The sequence below is a fragment of the Caballeronia sp. A2-2 genome (genome assembly GCF_057612605.2).
The window spans coordinates 1,121,177-1,143,734 of the sequence record NZ_CM172588.1 but is presented as its reverse complement, the minus strand read 5'-3'; the positions used below and the strand labels follow the sequence as shown (position 1 = coordinate 1,143,734).

The 22,558-nt window shown below is 62.3% G+C and carries 17 protein-coding genes; 11 read left to right on the top strand and 6 right to left on the bottom strand.

What is annotated here, in order from left to right; translation table 11 throughout:
- The first annotated feature begins 115 nt into the window (after positions 1 to 115).
- From ACZCWR_RS21595 to ACZCWR_RS21585, 3 genes are all read left to right on the top strand, one after another.
- The gene (locus ACZCWR_RS21595) at positions 116 to 2,389 is read left to right on the top strand and encodes a VTT domain-containing protein (RefSeq protein WP_487303665.1); all 2,274 of its coding nucleotides are present in this window, start codon (positions 116 to 118) and stop codon (positions 2,387 to 2,389) included.
- Complete coding sequence (locus ACZCWR_RS21590; RefSeq protein ID WP_487303664.1) at positions 2,386 to 3,099, top strand: endonuclease/exonuclease/phosphatase family protein; 714 nt, start codon at positions 2,386 to 2,388, stop codon at positions 3,097 to 3,099. Before ACZCWR_RS21595 ends, ACZCWR_RS21590 begins: the two co-directional genes overlap by 4 nt.
- A gap of 238 nt (positions 3,100 to 3,337) precedes the next feature.
- On the top strand, positions 3,338 to 3,805 hold the full coding sequence (locus ACZCWR_RS21585) for an HU family DNA-binding protein (protein WP_487303663.1): 468 nt from the start codon (positions 3,338 to 3,340) through the stop codon (positions 3,803 to 3,805).
- Positions 3,806 to 3,890: 85 nt separating this feature from the next.
- On the opposite strand, the gene ACZCWR_RS21580 is transcribed toward ACZCWR_RS21585, so the two are convergent.
- A complete protein-coding gene (locus tag ACZCWR_RS21580) occupies positions 3,891 to 5,465 on the bottom strand; it encodes an exonuclease domain-containing protein (RefSeq protein WP_487303662.1) in 1,575 nt (524 codons plus the stop codon).
- Between the two features lie 223 nt (positions 5,466 to 5,688).
- On the opposite strand from ACZCWR_RS21580, the gene ACZCWR_RS21575 reads away from it, so the two are divergent.
- Entirely contained in the window at positions 5,689 to 6,558 is an 870-nt protein-coding gene (locus ACZCWR_RS21575; protein ID WP_487303661.1) for a proteasome-type protease, read from the top strand.
- 3 nt (positions 6,559 to 6,561) lie between these two features.
- Here the strand turns inward: ACZCWR_RS21575 and ACZCWR_RS21570 are convergent, their stop codons facing one another.
- The 3 genes from ACZCWR_RS21570 to ACZCWR_RS21560 all read right to left on the bottom strand — a co-directional run bounded on the left by ACZCWR_RS21570 (position 6,562) and on the right by ACZCWR_RS21560 (position 10,531).
- Positions 6,562 to 7,506, bottom strand: a complete 945-nt coding sequence (locus ACZCWR_RS21570) for a glycerophosphodiester phosphodiesterase family protein (protein ID WP_487303660.1) — start codon at positions 7,504 to 7,506, stop codon at positions 6,562 to 6,564.
- Between the two features lie 201 nt (positions 7,507 to 7,707).
- Positions 7,708 to 8,865, bottom strand: coding sequence for a porin (locus ACZCWR_RS21565; protein ID WP_487303659.1), 1,158 nt, complete (start codon positions 8,863 to 8,865; stop codon positions 7,708 to 7,710).
- Between the two features lie 322 nt (positions 8,866 to 9,187).
- Entirely contained in the window at positions 9,188 to 10,531 is a 1,344-nt protein-coding gene (locus ACZCWR_RS21560) for a YihY/virulence factor BrkB family protein (protein ID WP_487303658.1), read from the bottom strand.
- 157 nt (positions 10,532 to 10,688) lie between these two features.
- On the opposite strand from ACZCWR_RS21560, the gene fdnG reads away from it, so the two are divergent.
- Genes fdnG through ACZCWR_RS21545 form a run of 3 tightly spaced genes read left to right on the top strand, consistent with a single transcriptional unit; the run spans position 10,689 to position 15,347 of the window.
- Complete coding sequence (fdnG, locus tag ACZCWR_RS21555; protein ID WP_487303657.1) at positions 10,689 to 13,757, top strand: formate dehydrogenase-N subunit alpha; 3,069 nt, start codon at positions 10,689 to 10,691, stop codon at positions 13,755 to 13,757.
- A gap of 8 nt (positions 13,758 to 13,765) precedes the next feature.
- The gene (fdxH, locus tag ACZCWR_RS21550; RefSeq protein ID WP_487303656.1) at positions 13,766 to 14,710 is read left to right on the top strand and encodes a formate dehydrogenase subunit beta; all 945 of its coding nucleotides are present in this window, start codon (positions 13,766 to 13,768) and stop codon (positions 14,708 to 14,710) included.
- Positions 14,697 to 15,347 carry a formate dehydrogenase subunit gamma gene (locus ACZCWR_RS21545; RefSeq protein ID WP_487303655.1) on the top strand — a complete coding sequence of 217 codons (651 nt, stop codon included), beginning with the start codon at positions 14,697 to 14,699 and terminating at the stop codon, positions 15,345 to 15,347. The genes fdxH and ACZCWR_RS21545 overlap by 14 nt, the downstream gene beginning before the upstream one ends.
- Positions 15,348 to 15,352: 5 nt before the next feature.
- Here the strand turns inward: ACZCWR_RS21545 and ACZCWR_RS21540 are convergent, their stop codons facing one another.
- Complete coding sequence (locus ACZCWR_RS21540; protein WP_487303654.1) at positions 15,353 to 15,703, bottom strand: type II toxin-antitoxin system ChpB family toxin; 351 nt, start codon at positions 15,701 to 15,703, stop codon at positions 15,353 to 15,355.
- Positions 15,697 to 15,948, bottom strand: coding sequence for an AbrB/MazE/SpoVT family DNA-binding domain-containing protein (locus ACZCWR_RS21535; RefSeq protein WP_487303653.1), 252 nt, complete (start codon positions 15,946 to 15,948; stop codon positions 15,697 to 15,699). The genes ACZCWR_RS21540 and ACZCWR_RS21535 overlap by 7 nt, the downstream gene beginning before the upstream one ends.
- Positions 15,949 to 16,141: 193 nt before the next feature.
- On the opposite strand from ACZCWR_RS21535, the gene fdhE reads away from it, so the two are divergent.
- Genes fdhE through ACZCWR_RS21515 form a run of 4 tightly spaced genes read left to right on the top strand, consistent with a single transcriptional unit; the run spans position 16,142 to position 22,556 of the window.
- Entirely contained in the window at positions 16,142 to 17,152 is a 1,011-nt protein-coding gene (gene fdhE / locus ACZCWR_RS21530; RefSeq protein ID WP_487303652.1) for a formate dehydrogenase accessory protein FdhE, read from the top strand.
- On the top strand, positions 17,149 to 18,594 hold the full coding sequence (gene selA / locus ACZCWR_RS21525; RefSeq protein ID WP_487303651.1) for an L-seryl-tRNA(Sec) selenium transferase: 1,446 nt from the start codon (positions 17,149 to 17,151) through the stop codon (positions 18,592 to 18,594). Before fdhE ends, selA begins: the two co-directional genes overlap by 4 nt.
- Entirely contained in the window at positions 18,591 to 20,510 is a 1,920-nt protein-coding gene (gene selB, locus ACZCWR_RS21520; protein WP_487303650.1) for a selenocysteine-specific translation elongation factor, read from the top strand. Before selA ends, selB begins: the two co-directional genes overlap by 4 nt.
- 42 nt (positions 20,511 to 20,552) lie before the next feature.
- Positions 20,553 to 22,556, top strand: coding sequence for a VTT domain-containing protein (locus ACZCWR_RS21515; RefSeq protein ID WP_487303649.1), 2,004 nt, complete (start codon positions 20,553 to 20,555; stop codon positions 22,554 to 22,556).
- Positions 22,557 to 22,558 lie beyond the last annotated feature (2 nt).

The window sequence follows — 22,558 nt, the reverse complement described above, 5'->3', positions numbered from 1 at the left end:
CGAAGTCGATGAAAGCGAGCGTAACACTGTCATGCATCGTCGAAAGCCGCGCGGGCATGGCGCTTGCAAACTTACGAAGCGATTACCTTCGAGAACCCAAAAAGAACCGAAACCAATGAACGGCAAACGCGCCGACGAACCTTTCTTCGAGCCGGGACGAAACTGCGCGAGCATGCATCACGCGCATCGCTTCAGTCTCCTGATCGATGGCTCCGATTATTTTCGCGTGCTGCGCGAGGCGATTGCGCGCGCGGAACGCACCGTGTTTATTCTCGGCTGGGATATCGACAGCCGCATGAAGTTCACGCCCGATGGCAGCGACGACGGCTATCCCGAAGCGCTCGGCGATTTCCTGCATGCCATTGCCGGTGAAAAGCGCCGTTTGCGCATCTATATTCTCGCGTGGGATTTCGCCATGCTCTACGCGTTCGAACGCGAATGGCTGCCCGTGTACAAGATGGGTTGGCGCACGCATCGGCGTATCGCGTTTCAGATGGATGGCAAGCATCCGCTCGGTGGATCGCAGCATCAGAAAGTGGTCGTGATCGATGACCGGCTCGCGTTCGTCGGCGGTCTCGACCTCACGCGTTCACGCTGGGACACGCCGCGTCACGCAGCAGACGATCCCGTTCGCCGCGATGCCAACGGCACGCTCTACGCGCCCTTTCACGATGTCCATTCGATGTTCGATGGCGACGCCGCGCGCGAAATGGGCGTGCTCGCACGCGAACGCTGGAGGCGCGCGTGCGGCAGACGTCTCGCGATCCGTTCGCATCGCGCGGCTGTCGAGGGCGATGCATGGCCGCCATCGCGCCGCGTCGATCTCGATGACGTGGACATCGCCATATCGCTGACGGAGCCTGCATACGAAGATCGCGCGCCCGTGCAGCAGATTCGCGCGCAATATCTCGATGCGATTGCACGCGCGCGCCGCAGCATCTATATCGAGAATCAATACTTCACTTCAGGCGCGATAGGCGCGGCGTTGTCTGCTTCGCTCGCGCAGGAAGATGGTCCCGATCTCGCCATCGTCGTGCCGCGCAATCAAAGCGGCTGGCTACAGGAAGTGACGATGGGCGTATTGCGCGCACGCCTTCATACGCTATTGAAAAGCGCCGACACGCATGGCCGATATCGGCTCATGTCGCCGAGCGTGCCGGGCCTCGGCGCGGAGATCGTCAACGTGCACAGCAAGCTGATGATCGTGGATGACGAACTGCTGATCGTCGGCTCCTCGAACCTGAACAATCGTTCGATGGTGCTCGATACCGAATGCAACGTGTCCATCGATGCAGGCGCCAACGCACGCATCCGCCGCGCGATCGCGACCATGCGCGACACGCTGCTCGCCGAACATCTCGGCTGCGAAGTCGAAGACATCGTGCGCGAACGCGATGCGCGCGGCAGCATGAACGCCGCCATCGCCGCGCTGCAACGCGAACGCGACGAACATCGCACGTTGATCGCGCTGGACCCGGAAGTGTCGCGCGAACTCGATCAACTCATTCCGCCCGATGCGCTGATCGATCCCGAAGTGCCCATCGCCGCCGATGCGCTCGTCGATCAGTTCGTGCCGAAGGAAAAGACGCGTCCGCTCATCGGCCGTTACGCGATGCTCGGCGCGCTCGCGCTCCTGGTCGTGGTGATCGCGGCGACCTTGCACTGGACGCCGCTCGGGGATTACATCAACCTGAAGTCGTTTGCCGCTGCGACGCGAAGCATCGAAACGTTGCCGCTCGCGCCGTTGTGGATCATCGCGGGCTATGTGATGGCGGCAACCGTGTCCGTGCCGGTGACGTTGCTTATCGCCACGATGGGTCTCGTCTTCGGCGCGGTGTGGGGCGGACTGTATGCGTTCGTCGGCACGACACTGGCCGCAGCGGTGACCTTTCACCTCGGCAACTGGCTCGGACGCGATGCCGTGCGCAAGCTCGCCGGTGCGCGCGTGAACCGTCTTTCAGAGCGCGTGGCCAAGCGCGGCATCGTCGCGGTCGTCGTGTTGAGGCTGCTGCCGGTTGCGCCGTTCGCCATCGTCAATCTTGTGGCGGGCGCATCGCATATTCGCATGCGCGATTTCATGATCGGCACGATGCTCGGCATGGGACCGGGCATCTTCCTGACGGTCGCATTCGCGCATCAGTTCGTCGCTTCGTTGCGGCATCCGACGGTCAGCTCGTTCGCGGTGCTCATCGGAATCGGCGTGGTGTTGATTGGGCTGTCGGTGCTGTTGCAGCGCTTTCTCGGCGGCAAGAATGAGCAGGCCGCGCACGAAGGCGCACCGGGCGATGCCGACAAGCCGCGCGCCAGCGAGGAAGCGCAACGCGCCAGCCGTCTTCGCGAACACGCGGACTTGCCGCACGATAATCCTGCCAACGAGGTCAACGAATGACGACGCGTGAATTGCGCATCGCCACCTATAACCTGCATGGAGCCGTGGGCATCGATGGCAAGTTCGCGCCCGAGCGCATCGGCGAAGTGCTCGCCGAAATCGATGCCGATATCTTCGCGTTGCAGGAAGTGCCGCTGGGCGGTGCATCGTCGCCGGATGTGCTCGATGTATTGCAACGCATGACCAACCTTCATGCGGTCGCCGGTCCCACGCTCGACACACCCGCGCGCCGCTATGGCAACGCGGTGCTCACGCGCTATCCGGTGCGCGCGGTGCGCACGCTCGATCTTTCTTTCAGAAGCCGCGAGCCGCGCGGCGCGCTCGATGCGGATATCGACTGCGAAGGCGAAACGTGGCGCGTCATCGCGACGCATCTGGGCCTCGCCGCAAGCGAACGACGCGCGCAGGTCGAACAAGTCTTGCAGCGCTTCGACACGCCTGCGATGCCCGTCATCCTGCTTGGCGATCTGAACGAGTGGTTCGTTCATGGCCGCACGCTGCGGCGGCTTGTCACGCACTTTCATCGCGCGACTGCATTGCGCACGTTTCCGACGCGCTATCCGCTCTTTGCGCTGGATCGTATCTGGGTGCATCCGGGTGAACGGTTGATGCGTGTGGAGGTGCATCGCACGCCGCGTTCGCGTGTGGCATCGGATCACTATCCGCTGATCGCGCGTATCAGTGCGTTGCCTTCGTCGTCCCTCGTTTGATGCTTTCGATACTTGTTTTAAGGGCTATTTCTAACGATACGACTCCCGAACAAGCTCACCTGTGAACGCCACGCCACGAAAAACCCCCTGAAAAACGATATAAAAGCGCAAAAGACTCGCACGAACTCGCCTGGCGTATGTAGAATCCGGCGTGATACGAACGCTTTATTGAACATGACCAACATCATGTGCGAACGTATTCAGGTAGATACCACTGACCAACACAGGTAGGAGAAACATGCCGACTTCCGCTAAAACCGCTGCCAAGAAAGCACCGGCCAAAAAGGCCGCAGCCAAGACCCCGGTCGCCAAGAAAGCAGCATCGAAGGTTGCCGCGAAGAAAGTAGCCACCAAGACCGCCGTTGCCGCGAAGAAGACCGCGGGCGCATCGTCGCCGATCAAGGACACTTTCACCAAGGCCTCGCTTGCAGCGTACCTTGCTGAACGTGCCGCTGTGGACGTAAAGGCGGTGAAGGCCGTGATGGTCGCACTCGAGGACACCATTCTCGGTTCCATCCACAAGAAGGGCGCTGGCGAATTCACGCTGTCGGGTCTGCTGAAGATCTCGGCGCAAGCGGTGCCGGCCAAGAAGAAGCGCTTCGGCAAGGACCCGTTCACGGGCACCGAGCGTTGGTTCCCGGCCAAGCCGGCAAGCGTGCGCATCAAGGCACGTCCGCTGAAGAAGCTGAAAGACGCGGCTGCTTAAGTCACGTTTTAAACGCGAAGAGGCCGGCTTCCTTGGTTGAGGAAGCCGGCCTTTTTTGTTTTGTTGGCTTCGATTGTTGCTTGATTCAAAGCGCCAGCGCGAACTGTCCTTCTATGGCTCGCGCAGAACGACGCACGTTGACCTTGCGTTTCGTTGACGATGCGATTCCCCTGAACTCGATGCATTGCGCCATGAGTTCGAACGTAGGCCGCGCCTCGCACGCGATCCATTCGAGCTGACCGTTCGACAGACGCTTTGCAAGCAAGCCGTATACGTCGGCATCGAAAGGTCTTAAAGGCGGCGCGCAAGCGAGCAGCGCCGCGATCTCTTCACGCGTGGCGCAAGTGCCGAGATAGCACCATCGGTCGATGACATGCCATGCTTCGCGGCCCGTTTGTTTATCGCGTTCAGCAATGGCGATGGCACCATCATGCGGCCAGCGCACGAGCTTCATGCTCTCCAATGCGGTAAGCGCGCGAACAGCGTGATCCGCGAGCGTTTCCACGCCGACACACGCGCCCATGCAACGCTTCACCTGATAGCCGAAGCATCCACGCAGATGACCGGGCGCGACCTTCTCAAGCCCGAGCGTCGCGTGACACAAGCCGTGTTCATCCGCGATATGACGCAGATACGCCAGCGCCTTCGCACGCGATTGGAACACACCGAACAACGCAGGCTCACGCGAAAGATCGCGCTTGCTGGCGCGTGCGAGCGTCGGCGCATGCGCGCCCGGCAACCACTGCCATGCGCATGCACCGGACGCGCGTTTGAGCATGCGGTTATGAACCGGCTGCAAGTCCTTCACGAGTTTCGCTTCGAGCAATAACGCGCCCAGTTCGCCTACCGTCTCGCGATATTCGATCCGCTTGATGGCTTGCGAGATCGACAAATCCTTCGCAATCCGATGATCCCCCGAGAAATGCGCCGCGACGCGTTGCTTCAGATTGATGCTCTTGCCGACATACAAAGGCGCTTCATCGTCGCCATGAAAGATGTAAACGCCGGGCGTGGAAGGCAACGCATCGAGCGCATCTTCGGAAAGTGCGGGCGGCAGACTCGCGCGACGGACGAGCGTTTTGATGGCGGCATCGACGAGTGCTTGCGGATAGAGCGTGTGGATTTTCTGCCAGAACTGCCAGAGCAGATCGGCGTCCGCTAACGCGCGATGGCGGCCTTTCGGTGCGAGATCGAGCCGCGCGATCAACGCATCGAGTCCATGACGTTCGACCGATGGAAACAGCGCGCGCGACAGCCGCACCGTGCACAACGTATCCGCGCGAAACGCGAGACCCGCGCGACGGAACGCATTCTTCAGGAACCCGTAATCGAAGCGCGCATTGTGCGCGACGAAGAGCTTGCCGTGCAGCCGTTCGGCAAGCGCGGGTGCGAGCGTTTCGAAGCTCGGCTGACCCTTTAGCATCGAATCGTCGATACCGGTCAGACGTGCGATGAAAGGCGGCACCGGCACGCCCGGATCGACCAGCACGCTCCAGTATTCGATGCCCGCGCGGCTCACTTCCACCACGCCTATTTCGGTGATGCGATCGTCCACGGGATGACTGCCCGTGGTTTCCAGATCCACGAACACGATGGGACGCGCGAGGTCCGCGAGAAGGGCGTCGGCGAGTGCATCGTTTTCAAAGGCTTCTTCGGGCATCACGGATCACGAAAAACACGACGAATAAGTTGCCGAGTCTAGCGCAAAAACACGCTATTCAAGCCGTCGCATGGATATGCCGATAAACGATTAAACGTGCGAATCGAATCGCACGTTTGTGGTGAATGCGCGATATGGCATCGTTTGCATACGGTTTCTTCGATGCACCGCGTAATTTGCGTTAGTACAATATCGCTTTGCCAGTGCTTCAGGACGGATCGAAATGACTTATTGCGTGGGCTTGTGCGTGGACGAAGGCCTCGTGTTTTTGTCGGACACGCGCACCAACGCCGGCGTGGATCACGTGAGCGCCGCGCGCAAGATGGCCGTGTTCGAGCAGGCGGGCGAGCGCGTGATCGTGCTGCTCGCGGCGGGCAATCTGGCCTTGACGCAAGCGGTCACGCATCTGCTGGCGGAGCCGACCGACCCGGACGCGCCGACACTCTATAGCTGCACGACGATGGCGGAAGCCGCGCGCATCGTCGGTGAGGCGGTGCGCGAGGTGCATCGGCGCGATGCCTTGTCGCTCGCGGAATTCAGCGTGGACTTCAATTGCAGCTTCATCCTCGGCGGACAAATTCACGGCCAGCCGCCGCGTCTGTTCATGGTGTATGCGGCGGGCAATTTCATCGAATCCACGCGCGTGTCGCCGTATTTTCAGATCGGCGAATCGAAGTACGGCAAGCCGATCATCGATCGCGTCATCACGCCAGCCTCGCCGCTGGACGAAGCCGCGAAATGCGCGCTCATTTCGATGGATTCCACGCTGCGCTCCAACCTTTCGGTCGGGCTGCCGCTCGATCTTCTGGTGTACGAAAAGGATGCGCTGCGCGTCACGCGCTTCGCCACGCTGGATAACGACAGCACGTATTACCAGATGATCCACCGCACCTGGGGCGAACGTCTGCGGCAGATTTTCGGAGAGATTCCGAACCCTTCGTGGACCGATCTCGCCAATGTGCCGATTCGTCCGCGCGAGACGCGGGCGGCGGTGCCTCGGTTGGTCATCGGCGACTTGCCGGACAATACCGATGCACCCGCGCAGACGCTCGCCGAAGATATGAACCCGCAGGGCAACGCGCCCGAGCTTTAAGGCTTAGGGCGCGCAGGCGGGCGTGGCGCTCATGTTTGCGCGGATCGTCTGCATCCGGTGCGGCGAGTCCGCGAGGATTGCGTCGATGCCCAGACACGCGGCGGCGCGATAATCCTCCGCATCGCCGATACCGATTGCCACGATATGCGTGTCGCCGCGCGAGCGAAAGCATGCGATGGCATCGGGCGTCCAGAGTTTTGCATCCACTGGCGAACGCGCTTCGCCCAGCGTGAAGGTCTCCGTCAACGTCATCTTTCTTCTGTATTCGAAGGCTGTCCATGCGCCGGGCGCGGGCGGCGCGCTGCATGCGTGCGCCAGCGCAATGTCCGCAAGACGGCCGCGCGTGACATCGCGGGATTCGAACATCCGCGCTTGCGGATAGGGCGCGAAGGCTTGCTGATAGGCGGCGTCGGTGGAATAGAGCAGCACGCGTTGCCAGGCGTTTTGTTCGGTTAAAACGCGCGCGACTGCTGCGGCTTGCGGTGCGGCCGGGAGCGCCTTCATGTCGAGCATGACGGGCGTGGCGGCGGGAATGGCACGCAAGGCTTCATCGAGCGTCGGGATGCGTAATGGCTCGCTGCGATAGGGATAAGTCTTCGTGCCATTTTCATCGACACGCGCGAAATTCCAGCCCGCGTTTAGCCTTTCCAGTTCATTCAAATCGAGCGATGCAACCGCGCCGCGACCATTCGTATTCGTCGATAAATCCGCAGGACGATAAAGCACCGGCACGCCATCGCGCGTGAGTTGCACGGTGAGCCATATCGCGTCCGCATGATCGGCAAGCGCCTGGCGAATCGCGAGAAGCGTGTTCTCGGGCGAATCGGCGGTGCCGCCGCGATGCGCGACGATCATCGGCCATGAAGGCGGTTTATCGGCGCTGCATCCGGTCAAGACCAGCGCTGCGGCAAGGAGAGCGGTGAGCGTGAAGCGGCGGACTGCGGGCATCGTTCGATCCTTCTGGCATGTCGATAAACGATTCTGCCTCCTCACGATGACGCACGTTCCGCACGTCCGGTTGAAATCGACACTTTGCGACAAACACGAAGCGCGCGCCCAAAAAAAACAGCCAACGGCAAAGCCGTTGGCTGTCGAGTCGCTGCTGCTTTTGTCGTCCGGCGTGACTCGCGCCACGCCATCCGCTTGTTCTTAGAACTTGTGACGCAGACCGATGATGACGATCTCCTGATGCGAACGACCCGAGTCGAACGCGAAGTCGGCCACTGATGCCTGCGCGGACGAAACGCCCACGCCGTTTGCGTTACGTTGATCGCCGCTGGCGTGCTGGTAGGCACCGACCGCGTAGATGTCCGTACGCTTGGACAGCGAGTAGTCCGCGCCGAGCGAAGCCTGATGGTACGTCGCCGACGTGTCGCCGCTGCCGTGCGTGTACGTGTAGCCCACGCCCAGGAGCATGGCCGGCGTCAGTTGATAGTTCAGGTAGCCGTTGCCGACGTTGAACTTCTCTTGCTCCGTGAACAGCGAGCTGCCGTCGTTCTTGTACTGCGCGAAGCTGTACGATGCGCCAGCCGTGAACGGGCCGAACGTGTACTGACCCGCCGCACGTGCGATGCCGATTGCATGCGCGCTTGCGTAACCCGAGTTGATCGCCGTGTACACGAGCGAGTCAGCCGACGGGCTCGACCACGTGCCTGCACGGCCAGCCGTCGGGTTGTTCGCGTACAAGTACGACGCGGCCAAAGCCAACGGGCCGTTCGTGTACGATGCCGCGCCGCCCCAGGTCATGCCCTGGCCGGTCGTGCCTGCCAGGTTGCTGAAGCCGTAGATGCCTTCGAACTGGAAGCCAGCGAACGTCGGCGACACGTACTTCACAGCGTTGCTGACGCGCAGGCTGTTGTCGTAGTTGTCGAGGTCGCCCGGCGTTGCGAATGCCGAACCCCAGTAGTTGTCGGCCGTGAGACCCTGAACCATGTCAACCGACGGATCGTACTGACGACCCAAGGTGACCGTACCCCACTGAGCACCGCTCAAGCCCACGAACGCCTGACGACCGAATTCGCGGCCGCCTTGGTTCAGCCGGCCCGTGCCCGGATCAAAACCGCTTTCCAACTGGAAGATTGCCTTCAGGCCACCGCCGAGGTCTTCCTGACCCTTCAAGCCCCAACGCGGGCCGGACAGCGTGCCGTTCAGCATGCCGAACTGGTGGTCGCCTGCCGTGTTGGCTGCGCTCACCCAGGCAATACCCGTATCGATCACGCCATAGAGCGTCACGCTCGTTTGGGCCTGTGCCGCGCCTGCTGCGCCGAGCAGTGCCAGCGAGAGGGACGTCAGTGCGACTCGTTTCATCGAATTCTCCACGCGAATGATTAAAATCGTTGTTGCCGGCGCAGAGAATAACGCAACGTTTCAAAACTTAAGAACTGGAAAAATAAGAGTGTCTCGAAAAACACACATATTGCGGAAACCCCGCCCGTAAAGGTTTTTGGGGTGTTTCCGGTGATTTTCGCGATGACAGGAAGACGTGGGAAAAGTTCCGGACGGAAGGCGGCCAGTAAAAAGTGCCTTCCGCTTAGCGCAGACGATTGCCTGCGATTTTGGTAACAAACGAATTAGTTCGGGCTTCGTTCAGCGTTCGCCGTGCTGGGCACCAGCGAACGCTGCGGACTCATCAGCCAGCGTCTCGCTGATTTCGGTCAACCGGCTGATCGCGCTGGGTCAGCAAGGCGACCGCCACGCCCGCGCCCGCCGCCAGCAACACCGAACGCCACGGATGCCTGCGCACCGCTGCATTGGCGTCCGACGCCCGGCGGCCCGCGCCGATCATGGCGCGCGCGGTAACCTGCGTGGCTTTCGTCTCCGCCCGCGCGATCTTGCGCGACAACTCCAGCGCCTTCGCCACGGCGGAAACCTTCTTGCGCGCCTGTCCGGTCAATTGCTGCGCGTGCTGAGCGCGCGCGCCGATCGAACGGCGCGCCGCCGCTTCCGCGAATACGTCCGGTCGTGCGCTGGCGGGCGTCGCGGGCGCGACGGTGGATGCCGCCGCCTGCAAGGGCGACGCGCTGCGTGTGGATGCCGCGAGCATCGAGCCGATCTTGGCGCGGCTGCCGGGCGGCAGGCGTCCGTTGTTCTGCATGCCCCACGCGCCGCGCGGATCGTGCATGCGTGCCCGTGCCGCCGAGAATTCCGCGCCGAGCAGCAGCACGGCGGCGGAGAAATACAGCCACATCAGCAGAACGGCCAGCGAACCCGCCGCGCCGAACGCGCTCGCGGTGCCCGCGTGCGTGAGATAAAACGCAAACAGCTTCTTCCCCGCCGAAAACAGCACGGCCGACACCAGACCGCCGACTATCGCATCGCGCCATTCGACGGGCGCATCCGGCAAAAACTTCATCAGGCCGCCGAACGCGACGGACAGAATCAGCAGGCCGGCCACCAATTGCACGATATCGCCAATGATCACGAACGGCGAATTCCCCCACAACCACATGCCGACCGCCTGAATCGCCGTATCCAGCACGAGCGAGACGATCAGCAAAAACGCCACGCCCAGCACCAGCCCGAACGAGACGAGCCGCACGCGCACCATCGCAAACACGCTGGAGCGCTGCTCGCCGGACATCGGCCACACTATATTGAGCGCCGTATTAAGCGATGAAAACGTCGCCGACGCGCCGACCGCCAGCAGCACGAACGAAATGATCGCGGCAATCCCCGTCCCGCCGCTGCGATGCGCGTTCTCGACGATGCTCTGCACGCCCGACGCCGCCTGATCGCCGAGCAACCCGTTGACCTGATGGAACAACTGTCCGCGCGCGGCTTCCGGCCCGAACACCCAGCCGGCCACGGCGATCACCATGACGAGCGTCGGCGCGAGCGAAAACGCCGAGTAGAACGCGATGCTCGCGGCCATCGCCGCGCAACGGTCCTCCGAGAACTTCTTCAGCGCGCCGATTGCCCACGACGCGTCCTTCTTCATGGTGGCTTCGAGCTTTTGCGTGGAGACGGAACTCATGACGGCCTCGGGTTTTGGATGATGTTCGATGGTTATTCGAAAGGCAAACGAGCATGTTCCATTCCAGAACACGCATTCGGCACCGGACGGTGCGCGGATTAATCTGACACCCTATACTTTGCACACCCCAGTACAAACACAACGCGCCGAGGCAATCATGCTGCACATGTCACGGCGACAGTTCCTCAAGGTCTCCGCGAGCACGCTCGCCGGATCGAGCCTGGCGGCAATGGGCTTCTCTCCGGCACCCGCGCTTGCCGAAGTCCGACAATACAAACTGTCGCGTACCACCGAAACGCGCAACACCTGCCCGTACTGCTCAGTCGGGTGCGGCATCCTGATGTACGGCCTCGGCGACAACGCCAAGAACGCGAAGGCCAGCATCATTCATATCGAAGGCGATCCCGACCATCCGGTCAATCGCGGCACGTTGTGCCCGAAAGGCGCCTCGTTGATCGACTTCATTCATAGCCCGAGCCGCTTGCTGTATCCCGAACATCGCGCGCCCGGGTCGGACGAGTGGAAGCGCATTTCGTGGGATGAGGCGCTGGACCGCATCGCCATGTTGCTGAAGGAAGACCGCGATGCGAATTTCGTCGAGAAAACGCCGGACGGCAAGACGGTCAACCGCTGGCTGACTTCGGGGTTTCTCGCGGCGTCGGCGGGCAGCAATGAAGTGGGTTACCTGACGCACAAGACCGTGCGCAGTTGGGGGATGCTCGGTTTCGACAATCAGGCGCGTGTCTGACATGGCCCGACGGTGGCAGGTCTTGCCCCGACGTTTGGCCGTGGAGCGATGACGAACCATTGGGTCGATATTCGCAACGCGGACGTGATTCTCGTGATGGGCGGCAACGCAGCCGAGGCGCACCCGTGCGGCTTCAAGTGGGTGACCGAGGCGAAGGCGCATCGGAAAACGAAGCTGATCGTGGTCGATCCGCGCTTCACGCGCACGGCATCGGTCGCGGATTTTTATGCGCCCATTCGCACCGGCAGCGATATCGCGTTTCTGGGCGGTGTCATCAACTATCTGCTGACGAACGACAAGATTCAGCACGAGTACGTGAAGAACTACACGGATATGTCGTTCATCGTCCGTGAGGATTTCGCGTTCAATGACGGACTGTATTCGGGCTATGACGCGGAGCATCGCAAGTACGACAAGACGAGCTGGGATTACGAGCTTGGCGACGACGGTTTCGCGAAGGTCGATCCGACGCTGCAGCATCCGCGCTGCGTCTACAACCTGCTGAAAGCGCATTTCTCGACCTACACACCCGAGATGGTGGAGCGCGTCTGCGGCACGCCGAAGGACAAGTTCCTCAAGGTCTGCGAGATGCTCGCGACGACCGCCGCGCCCAATCGCGCGGGCACCATTCTTTATGCGCTCGGCTGGACGCATCACTCGGTTGGCGCGCAGATGATCCGCACCGGCGCGATGGTGCAACTGCTGCTGGGGAATATCGGCATCGCGGGCGGCGGCATGAATGCGCTGCGCGGGCATTCGAACATTCAAGGTCTGACCGATCTCGGACTCATGTCGAATCTCTTGCCCGGCTACATGACCTTGCCGATGGAAGGCGAGCAGGACTACGAGGAGTTCATCAAGAAGCGCGCGACGCAACCGCTGCGGCCCAATCAGTTGAGTTATTGGAAGAACTACCGCGCGTTTCATGTGAGCTTCATGAAATCGTGGTGGGGCGATAACGCGAACGCCGGCAATAACTTCGGCTTCGATTATTTGCCCAAGCTCGACAAGTCCTACGACATGCTGCAAGTATTCGAGTTGATGGCCAACGGCAAGATGAACGGCTATATCGCGCAGGGCTTCAATCCGCTGGCTGCCGCGCCGAACAAGTCGAAGATCGGCCTCGGGCTGTCGAAGCTCAAGTGGCTCGTCATCATGGACCCGCTTGCCACGGAGACTTCCGAGTTCTGGAAGAACCACGGCGAATTCAACGATGTCGATGCCTCGAATATTCAGACCGAAGTCTTCCGTTTGCCGACGACGTGTTTCGCGGAAGAACGCGGCTCGCTGGTGAGTTCGTCGCGCGTGCTGCAATGGCATTGGCAAGGCGCGGTCGGGCCGGGCGAAGCGCGCAGCGATCTGGAGATCATGTCGGGTCTGTGGCTGCGCATGCGCAAGGCGTATCAGGAAAAGGGCGGCGCATATCCCGATCCCATCCTCAAGATGACGTGGCCTTACTCGGACCCGGAAAGCCCGACGCCCGAAGAAATCGCGATGGAGTTCAACGGCCGCGCGCTTACGGACGTCACCGATCCCACCGACAAAACGAAAGTGCTCGCGAAGAAGGGCGAACAACTCGCGAGCTTCGCATTGCTGCGCGACGATGGTTCCACGTCGAGCGGATGCTGGATCTTCTGCGGTTCATGGACGCAGGCCGGCAATCAGATGGGCCGGCGCGACAACTCCGACCCGACCGGCATCGGCCAGACATTGAACTGGGCGTGGGCGTGGCCGGTGAACCGGCGCGTGCTGTACAACCGCGCCTCGTGCGATGTCAACGGCAAGCCGTTCGACCCCACGCGCAAGCTGATCGCGTGGAACGGCGCGGCGTGGTCGGGCGCGGACATCCCCGATTTCAAGGTGGACGAACCGCCGCAGAACGGCATGAATCCGTTCATCATGAATCCGGAGGGCGTGGCGCGTTTCTTCGCGCGCGATGGCATGAACGAAGGACCGTTCCCGACGCACTACGAACCGTTCGAAACGCCGCTCGGCTACAACCCGTTCTTCCCGGACAACAAGCTCGTCACGAGCAATCCGGCGGCGCGCGTGTTCCCGGACGATCGCGCGGCGTTCGGCACCGCCGACAAGTTTCCGAATACCGCGACCACGTATCGGCTCACCGAGCATTTCCACTACTGGACGAAGCACGCGCGGCTGAACGCGATCATCCAGCCGCAGCAGTTCGTCGAGATCGGCGAGGAGCACGCGAAGGAAGTGGGCGTGGTGGCGGGCGATCGCGTGCGCGTGTCGGGCAATCGCGGGCATATCGTGGCGGTGGCACTGGTGACCAAGCGCATCAAGCCATTGAATGTGGATGGCAAGAAGGTGCATACCGTCGGTCTGCCGTTGCACTGGGGCTTCAAGGGTCTCGCGCAGCCGGGCTATCTCGTCAACACACTGACGCCTTCCGTGGGCGACGCGAACTCGCAGACGCCGGAGTTCAAGTCGTTCCTCGTGAAAGTGGAAAAGGCATAGGAGGCGGGATGGCGCTGCAATCGCTCGATATCAAACGCCTGTCGGCCACGACCACGCCGCCGCCGGGCGATCGCGTGCCGGTGACGGGCACGGTCGCGAAGCTGATCGATGTGTCGAAGTGCATTGGCTGCAAGGCGTGTCAGACGGCGTGCATGGAATGGAACGATCTGCGCGACGAAATCGGCCATACCACAGGCATCTATGACAATCCGCGCGACCTGACCGAGAAGTCATGGACGGTCATGCGCTTCACCGAGTATGAAAATCCGAAGGGCGATCTGGAATGGCTGATCCGCAAGGACGGCTGCATGCATTGCGAAGATCCCGGTTGTTTGAAGGCGTGTCCGTCGCCGGGAGCGATCGTGCAGTACACCAACGGGATCGTGGATTTTCATGAGGAGAATTGCATCGGCTGCGGGTATTGCATCACGGGATGCCCGTTCAATATTCCACGGCTGTCAAAGGAAGATCATCGCGTGTACAAGTGCACGCTGTGTTCGGATCGAGTTGCCGTGGGACAAGAGCCCGCGTGCGTGAAGACGTGCCCGACCGGGGCGATCATGTTCGGCACGAAGGTGGATATGATCGCGCAGGCGGAAGATCGCATCGAAGACTTGAAGGAGCGCGGCTTCGAGCATGCCGGACTCTATAACCCGGCGGGCGTCGGTGGCACGCATGTGATGTACGTGCTGCATCACGCGGATCAGCCGGAGTTGTATCACGGGCTGGCGAAGAACCCGCGCATCAGTCCGTTCGTGCAGTTGTGGAAAGGCGTGAGCAAGCCGCTGGCGATGATCGCAATCGGTCTGACTGCACTGGCAGGATTCTTCCATTACACGCGCGTCGGGCCGAACGAAGTGAGCGAGGAAGAAGAACTCGAAGCGCAGCACGAAGCGGAAGAAGTGCGTCGCCGTCGCGAAGGCGGACTGGAGCGAGCAGATGAAACACGATAGCGAATTGCGCGATATCAAGGGCAACCGGCTGATTCAACGCTATACGCCGAACGAGCGCACGAATCACTGGATCACGGCGATCACGTTCGTTCTGCTTGCGCTGTCGGGGCTGGCCATGTTTCATCCGTCGATGTCGTGGCTCTATGCCGTGTTCGGCGGCGGACAATGGACGCGCATTCTGCATCCGTTCGTGGGCTGCGTGATGTTTCTCTCGTTTTTGATTCTGGCGCTGCGCTTCTGGCATCACAACTATCTGGATAAGAGCGATGTTCAGTGGATGAAGCAGATTGGCGATGTGCTTGCGAATCGTGAAGATCGGTTGCCTGAAATTGGTAAGTACAACGCGGGACAGAAGCTGCTGTTCTTCACGATGGTTTTATGTCTGTTCGTGCTCTTGGTTAGCGGCGTCGTGATCTGGCGGCGGTACTTCTCGTTCTACTTTCCGATTACCGTGATCCGCATCGCGGCGCTTGCGCACGCGGCGGCGGCGTTCGTGCTGATCGTGGGGATCATCGTGCATATTTATGCGGCGATCTGGATCAAAGGCTCCGTCGGCGCGATGACGCGCGGGACCGTCACCTACGGATGGGCACGGAAGCATCATCCGAGGTGGTTTCGGGAGATTATTGGGAAGTAACGCGCTCAGTCGAGGATGGTTTGCAGACGCGCCAGCGCATCTTCTGTCGCCTCGACGGATGCGCGCTCGATTCTGCGTCCACCCCGCGCTTCCAGATCGAGCATGCGAACCATGTTCACGAGCGCGACGCCCTGAGTTTCCGTGCCGGCGCCGGAAAGCGGGACCGCGAATCCGGCAAAGCGCGCGAAGTTTCCTCCTTGCGTGATCGGCGCGACGAGCGCGACCCCCATTGAATTGAACAAACCCGAGGACAGAACAAGCACGGGACGCGAGTCGCCTTGCTGTTCGTGTCCCACGACCGGATCGAGGCTCACGCGCACGATATCGCCTCTTTCGAACTTCACGCGCTTCACCATACTTCGCGACCCTCGGGCTTGATGTCGTTCCATGCCGCGACGTCCTCAGGCAAGGGTGCCGACAGATCACACTGGGCCACGAGGTCTTTCAGCGCATATTGCGGCCGTGCCGGAATCAGCATGATGCCTTCCGCGCGTACATCAACTTCGAGCCGGTCGCCCAACTCCAGATGCGCGCGATCGAGCAAAGCAGCCGGCAAGCGAACGGCTGCGCTGTTGCCCCATTTTTGAATCATCAGTTTCATGAACGAAAAGTCTGGAAAAGGTAGAGCCATTGTAGATACCATCTTTCCTCCGAGTCAAGTTGAATGTATCCACAGCGTAGATACATGACGGCCCACGCCGTTCAATTCGACTCTATGCTGATATCCTAGGCACCGGTAGTCGGCCGAATGGCATAAGTCGTGCAATCCAATGCAATGCTTCGCGAGGAAACCCGTGGTCCAACGCATTCTCGAAGCCGCGAAAATCGAGTCGCTCGATCCTTCCGCCATTCCGCGCCTGCGCAGGCCCGACCGCGCCACTGTCTTCAGCGCACGCGCCGCGCGTCTCCTGCAACTCGCGAACGCGAGCAATCCCATCGCCGGTTATCTTCGTCTGATGGCCGCGCTGGCGGACGCCCAGCAACGCGCGCTTTCCACCTTCAGCGCCACCATGCCGGAACGCGCGAGCATCGAACTGAACCAGCGTCATTCGATGCCGATCATCCCCGCGCTCACCGATACCCGCTCGCCCGCCTGGCGCGATGTGCTGTTCCTGCTGCTCGACGGCATCGAGTCTGCCGGCGCGCTCACGCCCGCGCTCGTGCAACTGGTGGCGCGTCTGCGCGCGATGGACGCATCCACGCTTGATACCCAAGCCGACGCCATACTCGCGCTGCGCTTCGCCGAAATCGATCCGGCCACCGCGCCCTTCATCATGGCCGCGTTGCAAGTGGTGTGGACGGACCTCGCCAGCCGCATCGACATGAAGGATGTGCCGTATCTCGACGCGCCCGGCGTGTGTCCGGTCTGCGGCGCGATGCCGGTGGCGAGCCTCGTGCGCGTGGGCGGCGCGTATGACGGTTACCGCTACGTGCAATGCGGATTGTGCTCGACGGAATGGCACGTCGTGCGCGCCAAATGCACGAATTGCGATTCGACCAAAGGCATCGCCTATCACGCCATGCGCACGGACGACCCGCACGGCGAAACCGAGGAAGAACTGGCCGAACGCGCGCGACAAGCGCCGCTCAAAGCCGAGTCATGCGATGAATGCGGCACGTATCGCAAGATCGGCTATCAGGACAAGGCCTACGATTTCGACGCCAGCGCCGACGATCTCGCCAGCCTCACGCTCGATCTGCTGATGGGCGATGCCGGTTATAAGCGCGCCGCGCCGCATCCGTGGCTCTGGCCTGAACAAGCCGAAGAACAAGAACAAGCACAAGCACCGGGCGGCGCGTCATGAGCAATCTTCAAGGCAGCGACGGCGGCGAACTGCGCGCATTGATGGCGCGCGTGCCTTCGGTGGAACGCGTGTTGGCATCGGCGGAATTCGCGCCTGTCATCGCGCAATACGGACGCACGCAGGCACTCGCCGCGCTGCGCTCGACGCTCGATACATGGCGCGCCGATGCGCAAAGCGGCCGCGCCTCCATCGATGCCCTGACCAACACGATGCTCGCGCACGCGGTGAACTTCGCGCTCGCGCGACGCGCGCAAAGCAGCGTGAAAACGGTCTTCAATCTCACCGGCACGGTGTTGCACACGAATCTGGGCCGCGCGCTGTTGCCCGATGAAGCCGTGCGTGCCGTCACGGAAGTGCTCACACGTCCTGCCAATCTCGAATTCGATTTGCGCAGCGGCACGCGCGGCGACCGCGACGATCTCATCGACGGGCTTGTTTGCGAGCTCACCGGCGCGCAAGCGGCCACGGTCGTGAACAATAACGCGGCGGCGGTGTTTCTCATGTTGTCCGCGCTCGCATCGCGGAAAGAAGTGGTTGTGTCGCGTGGCGAACTCGTGGAGATCGGCGGCGCGTTTCGCATTCCCGACATCATGAGCCGCGCGGGCGCGAAGTTGCGCGAAGTCGGCACGACCAATCGCACGCATCTGAAGGATTACGAAGAAGTCATCGGGCCGCGCACGGCGTTGCTCATGAAAGTGCATTGCAGCAACTATGCCGTGAGCGGCTTCACGAAGGAAGTGACGGTCGCGGATCTCGCGCCGCTTGCGCGTGAACGTGGCGTGCCCGTTGCCGTGGATCTGGGCAGCGGCACGCTCGTCGATCTCGCGCAATACGGTTTGCCGCGCGAAGCGACCGTGCGCGAAACCGTGGAGGCGGGCGCGCAACTCGTCACGTTCAGCGGCGATAAATTGCTGGGCGGACCGCAGGCGGGATTGATCGTCGGCGACCGCGCGCTCATCGCGAAGATCAAGAAGCATCCGCTCAAGCGTGCGCTGCGTGTCGGCAAGCTGACGCTCGCGGCGCTCGAAGCCGTGTTGCGGCTGTATCGCGCGCCGGAAGCGTTGCCCGAACGTCTCACCACATTGCGCCTGCTCACGCGTCCCGCCGATGCCATGCGTCTCGCCGCCGAGCGCATACAACCCGCGCTGCAACGCATGCTGGGCAATGCGTGCATCGTGAGCGCCGAGCCCATGTTCAGCCAGATCGGCAGCGGCGCGTTGCCCGTCGATGTGTTGCCGAGTCACGGTCTCGTCGTGCGTTTGAACAATGGAAAACGCACGGGCAGCGCGTTGAATCGCATCGAAAAGAAACTGCGGGATTTGCCGCGCCCGGTGATCGGACGTATTGCGGATGGCGCGCTGTGGCTCGATCTGCGCTGTCTCGAAGAACGCGACGAATCGTCATTCATCGCGCAACTGGAAGGGCGGAGCGAAGGCGCATGATCGTCGGGACGGCCGGGCATATCGATCATGGCAAGACCACGCTCGTGCGCGCGCTGTCGGGCGTGGACACGGACCGCCTGAAGGAAGAAAAGGCGCGCGGCATTTCCATCGAACTCGGCTATGCGTATGTGCCGGTGAAGAACGGCGCGGGGACGCTCGGTTTCATCGACGTGCCCGGTCACGAAAAGCTCGTTCACACGATGGCGGCGGGCGCGTGCGGCATCGACTTCGCGCTGCTCGTGATCGCCGCCGACGATGGCGTGATGCCGCAAACGCGCGAGCATCTCGCCATTCTCCAATTGCTGGGTGTTAAGCAAGGTGCGGTCGCGGTAACTAAAACCGATCGCGTCGATGCCGCCCGCGTGCGCGAAGTGCATGCGCAGATCGAAGCGCTGCTCGCATCCGGCCCGCTCCATGACGCACCGCTCATCGACACGAACGCTACGCACGACGACGATTCCGGCGTCGCCCGCCTGAACGAATATCTGCATGATTCGGCATCCCGATGGAATGCGCGGCGCGATGACGGATTTTTCCGTCTCGCGGTGGATCGCGTATTTACGCTCGCAGGGCAAGGCACCATCGCGACGGGAACCGCATTCGCGGGCCGCGTGAATGTGGACGATACGCTCGTTCTTGCGCCACGCGAGACGCACGAACCCGTGCGCGTGCGCTCGATCCACGCGCAGAATCGCGCGACGCAACACGGCCACGCAGGCGAACGATGCGCGCTCAATCTCGCGGGCACGCCGAAAGAAGCGCTGACACGCGGCGATTGGATCGTGGATGCGCGGCTTGCGCGTGCGTCTGAACGCATCGACGTAGAACTCATGCTGCTCGATGACGCCGCGCTCACGCTGACGCACTGGACGCCTTTACACGTTCATCTCGGCACCCTGCATCGTGTCGCGCACGCCGCGCTGCTGGAAGGCGATACGCTCGACGCCGGACAACACGCCCGCGTACAACTCGTTTTCGATGCACCCGTCTGCGCGCTGCCGGGCGATCGCTTCATCGTGCGCAATGCGCAGGCGAATCGCACCGTGGGCGGCGGACGCGTGCTCGATCCGTTCGCGCCCGCGCGCAAGCGTCGCGCGCCGCCGCGCCGCGCGTGGCTCGATGCGCTCGTCGCGCTGCTCGACACCGGCCGCGCCGATGCATTGTTCGCCGAAGCACCGCATGGTCTGCCGCGCTCGCTGATCGAGCATCTGTGCGGCAAGGCCATCGATCAGACGATACTGCCTTCTGGTCTGCACACGGTGCCCATGCAGGACGATGCCCTTCTGATCGCAGCATCGTCATGGAATGCCATGCAAACCCGTCTCATCGATGCACTCGCCGCCTTCCACGAACGTTATCCCGATGAACAGGGCGTCGATGCCGCACGCCTGCGCCGCATGACCGCGCCGCTCGCGCCGGATGCGCTGTGGCGCGCGCTCATCGACGATGCAGTGAAGCAGAACACCGTGGCGCGCAGTGGTCCGTGGCTGCATTTGCCCGCGCATTCTGTGTCGCTCGATGCGAAAGAAGAAGCGCTGGCGCGAGACGTGCTGTTATCCATCGAAAGCGGCCGTTTCGAACCGCCGTGGGTGCGCGATCTGGCGGCGACGCATGGCACCACGGAGGACGATATGCGTCGCTTGTTGAAGAAGCTCTCGCGTCGTGGCGATGTGTTTCAGGTCGTGCGCGATCTGTTCTACTCGCGCGCGGCGGTCAGCGAACTTGCGCGCCTCGCGGCGAGCGAAGCGCAAAGCGGCGGCGGTGCGGTCGGCGCGGCGGCCTTCCGCACGGCCAGCGCGCTCGGACGCAAGCGGGCCATTCAGGTTTTGGAATTCTTCGACCGCGTTGGATACACTCGATTTCACCGCGACCTGCATCTGTTGCGCGCCGACAGCCAGTGGCACGAAACGATTTGACCATCTGAACATTTGCCTCGGGGGCGTGCGTCTGTCGATCCGATGGAGCATTGGTACTTCACACTTCTGCATCTTCTCTCGGGCCACCCGGAATGGGCGCTCGCCATCGTGCTGCTCGCATCGTTTCTCGAATCGGTCGCGTTCATCGGAACATTCATACCCGGCAGCACGGCGATGTTCATCGCGGGCGCGCTGGTCGGCACCGGCGCGCTGAATCTCGGCTGGGTATTCGTCTGCGCACTCGCGGGCGCCATTGCAGGCGACGCGGCGAGCTTCTCGTTCGGCAAGCATTACGCGGATTCCATCGCGCGCATGTGGCCGTTCCGGCAGCATCCGGGCGCGCTCGCCGCGGGCCGCAAATACTTCGATGCTCACGGCGCAAAAAGCGTGGTGCTCGCGCGTTTCGTCGCGCCCATGCGCGCGGTGGTGCCGGTCGTCGCGGGTCTCTCGGGCATGACGCCCATCCGCTTTCTGGCGGTCAATATCCTGAGCGCGGTGATCTGGGCGCCGCTGCATATTTTGCCGGGCGTGGTGTTCGGGGCATCGATCGAACTGGCGGGCGCGGTGTCGGTCCGGCTCGTCGTGATTCTCGTGATCGCGGCGGCGCTCGGGTGGGTCGTGTGGAATCTCGCGTGCGTGGTCGTGTCGCACGCGAAGGGCTGGACGGCGGCGTCGCGTGAAAGACTGGTCGCGTGGGGGCAATGTCATCAGGGCTTGTCCGCACGGTTGATCGCGCGCGCGCTCGATCCGGCCAATCCGGCGACCGGCCTCATCGTGATGATCTCCGTGCTGCTGCTCGTCTCGGCAATGGTCTTCTTCTCCGTGATGTCGAATGTCGCGCGCGGTGCGTCCATCGTGCAGATCAATGTCTCGACTTACCGCTTGCTTCAGTCGTTCCATTCGACCTGGGCCGATTCCATTCTCGATGCCGCCGCCTCGCTCGGCAGCACGCCGACGCTGCTCGCGGTGTCGGTGCTGGTGGTCGTGTGGCTGGTGTTCGAGCGGCGCTGGCGCACGCTCACGTACTGGATTTGCGCGGTCGCCTTCTCGCAACTGCTGGTGATGGCGATCCGCTTTACGGTGCATCGGCCGGTGCTGGAATCGTTCACGCAGACCGATCACCTTTATCCGAGCACCCATCTTTCGGCGACGGTCGTGATCTACGGCTTTCTCGCGTTCTTGCTGCTGCGGCGCGTGGGTTTGCTGACGGGCGTCATCATCGCGACGGCGACTTCGGCTATCGTGACGGCGGTGGCGCTCGCGGGACTGTACTTCGGCCGCTTCATGATCTCGGATGCGCTCGGCAGCGCGGCGCTCGCGGCCATCTGGGTGTTTCTCGTCGCGTTGACTGCCGTGTGGCGCAATCCCGTCAAGCCGCGTCCACGTCCGCTGATGCCGGTCGCCGTGCTGGCGGTGATCGGCGCGAGCGTCGTGCTGCAAACCACCGACGAGTCGGAAGCGCACAGTGCGCCGCCGCCGACCGTCGTCGTATCGCCGATTCAATGGACGGATGCCGTGTGGCGCACGTTCTCGTGCTATCGCGCGAGCATGGATGGCGACCGGCTCGAACCGATCACCGTGCAATGGGCCGCGACGCCCGCGCAGATTCGCGCGCAGCTCGCTAGCCGCGGATGGAGCGAGGTTCATGGCGTGTCGATGCGCAGCATTTTGTCCGTGGTGTCGCCGAATGCGCCCGCCACCGCCTTGCCGGTGCTGCCGCGTTTGAACAACGGCGAGCCATCGACGCTGGTGTTCACGCGCTCGCCGCGCGGTCCGGAAGAGCGCGACGTGCTGCGCTTCTGGCCGACGAATTACGCCGTGCGCGGGCCCGAACACGCGGCGCCCGTGCCGATCTGGCTCGGCTCGGTGGTGCATGAGCGCATCCGCCGTCCGACGTGGCCGTTCAACGTGCTGCGCCCGGACCGCCGCGTCGATCCGATGGCGTTCGACCGTGGCCACGATTCGCCATGGGGCGGCATCGAAATTGCGAGCAGCGAGGGCTGTGGGAGCGTGCCGGTGATGCTGCTCGAATCGCGGGCGGATTAACG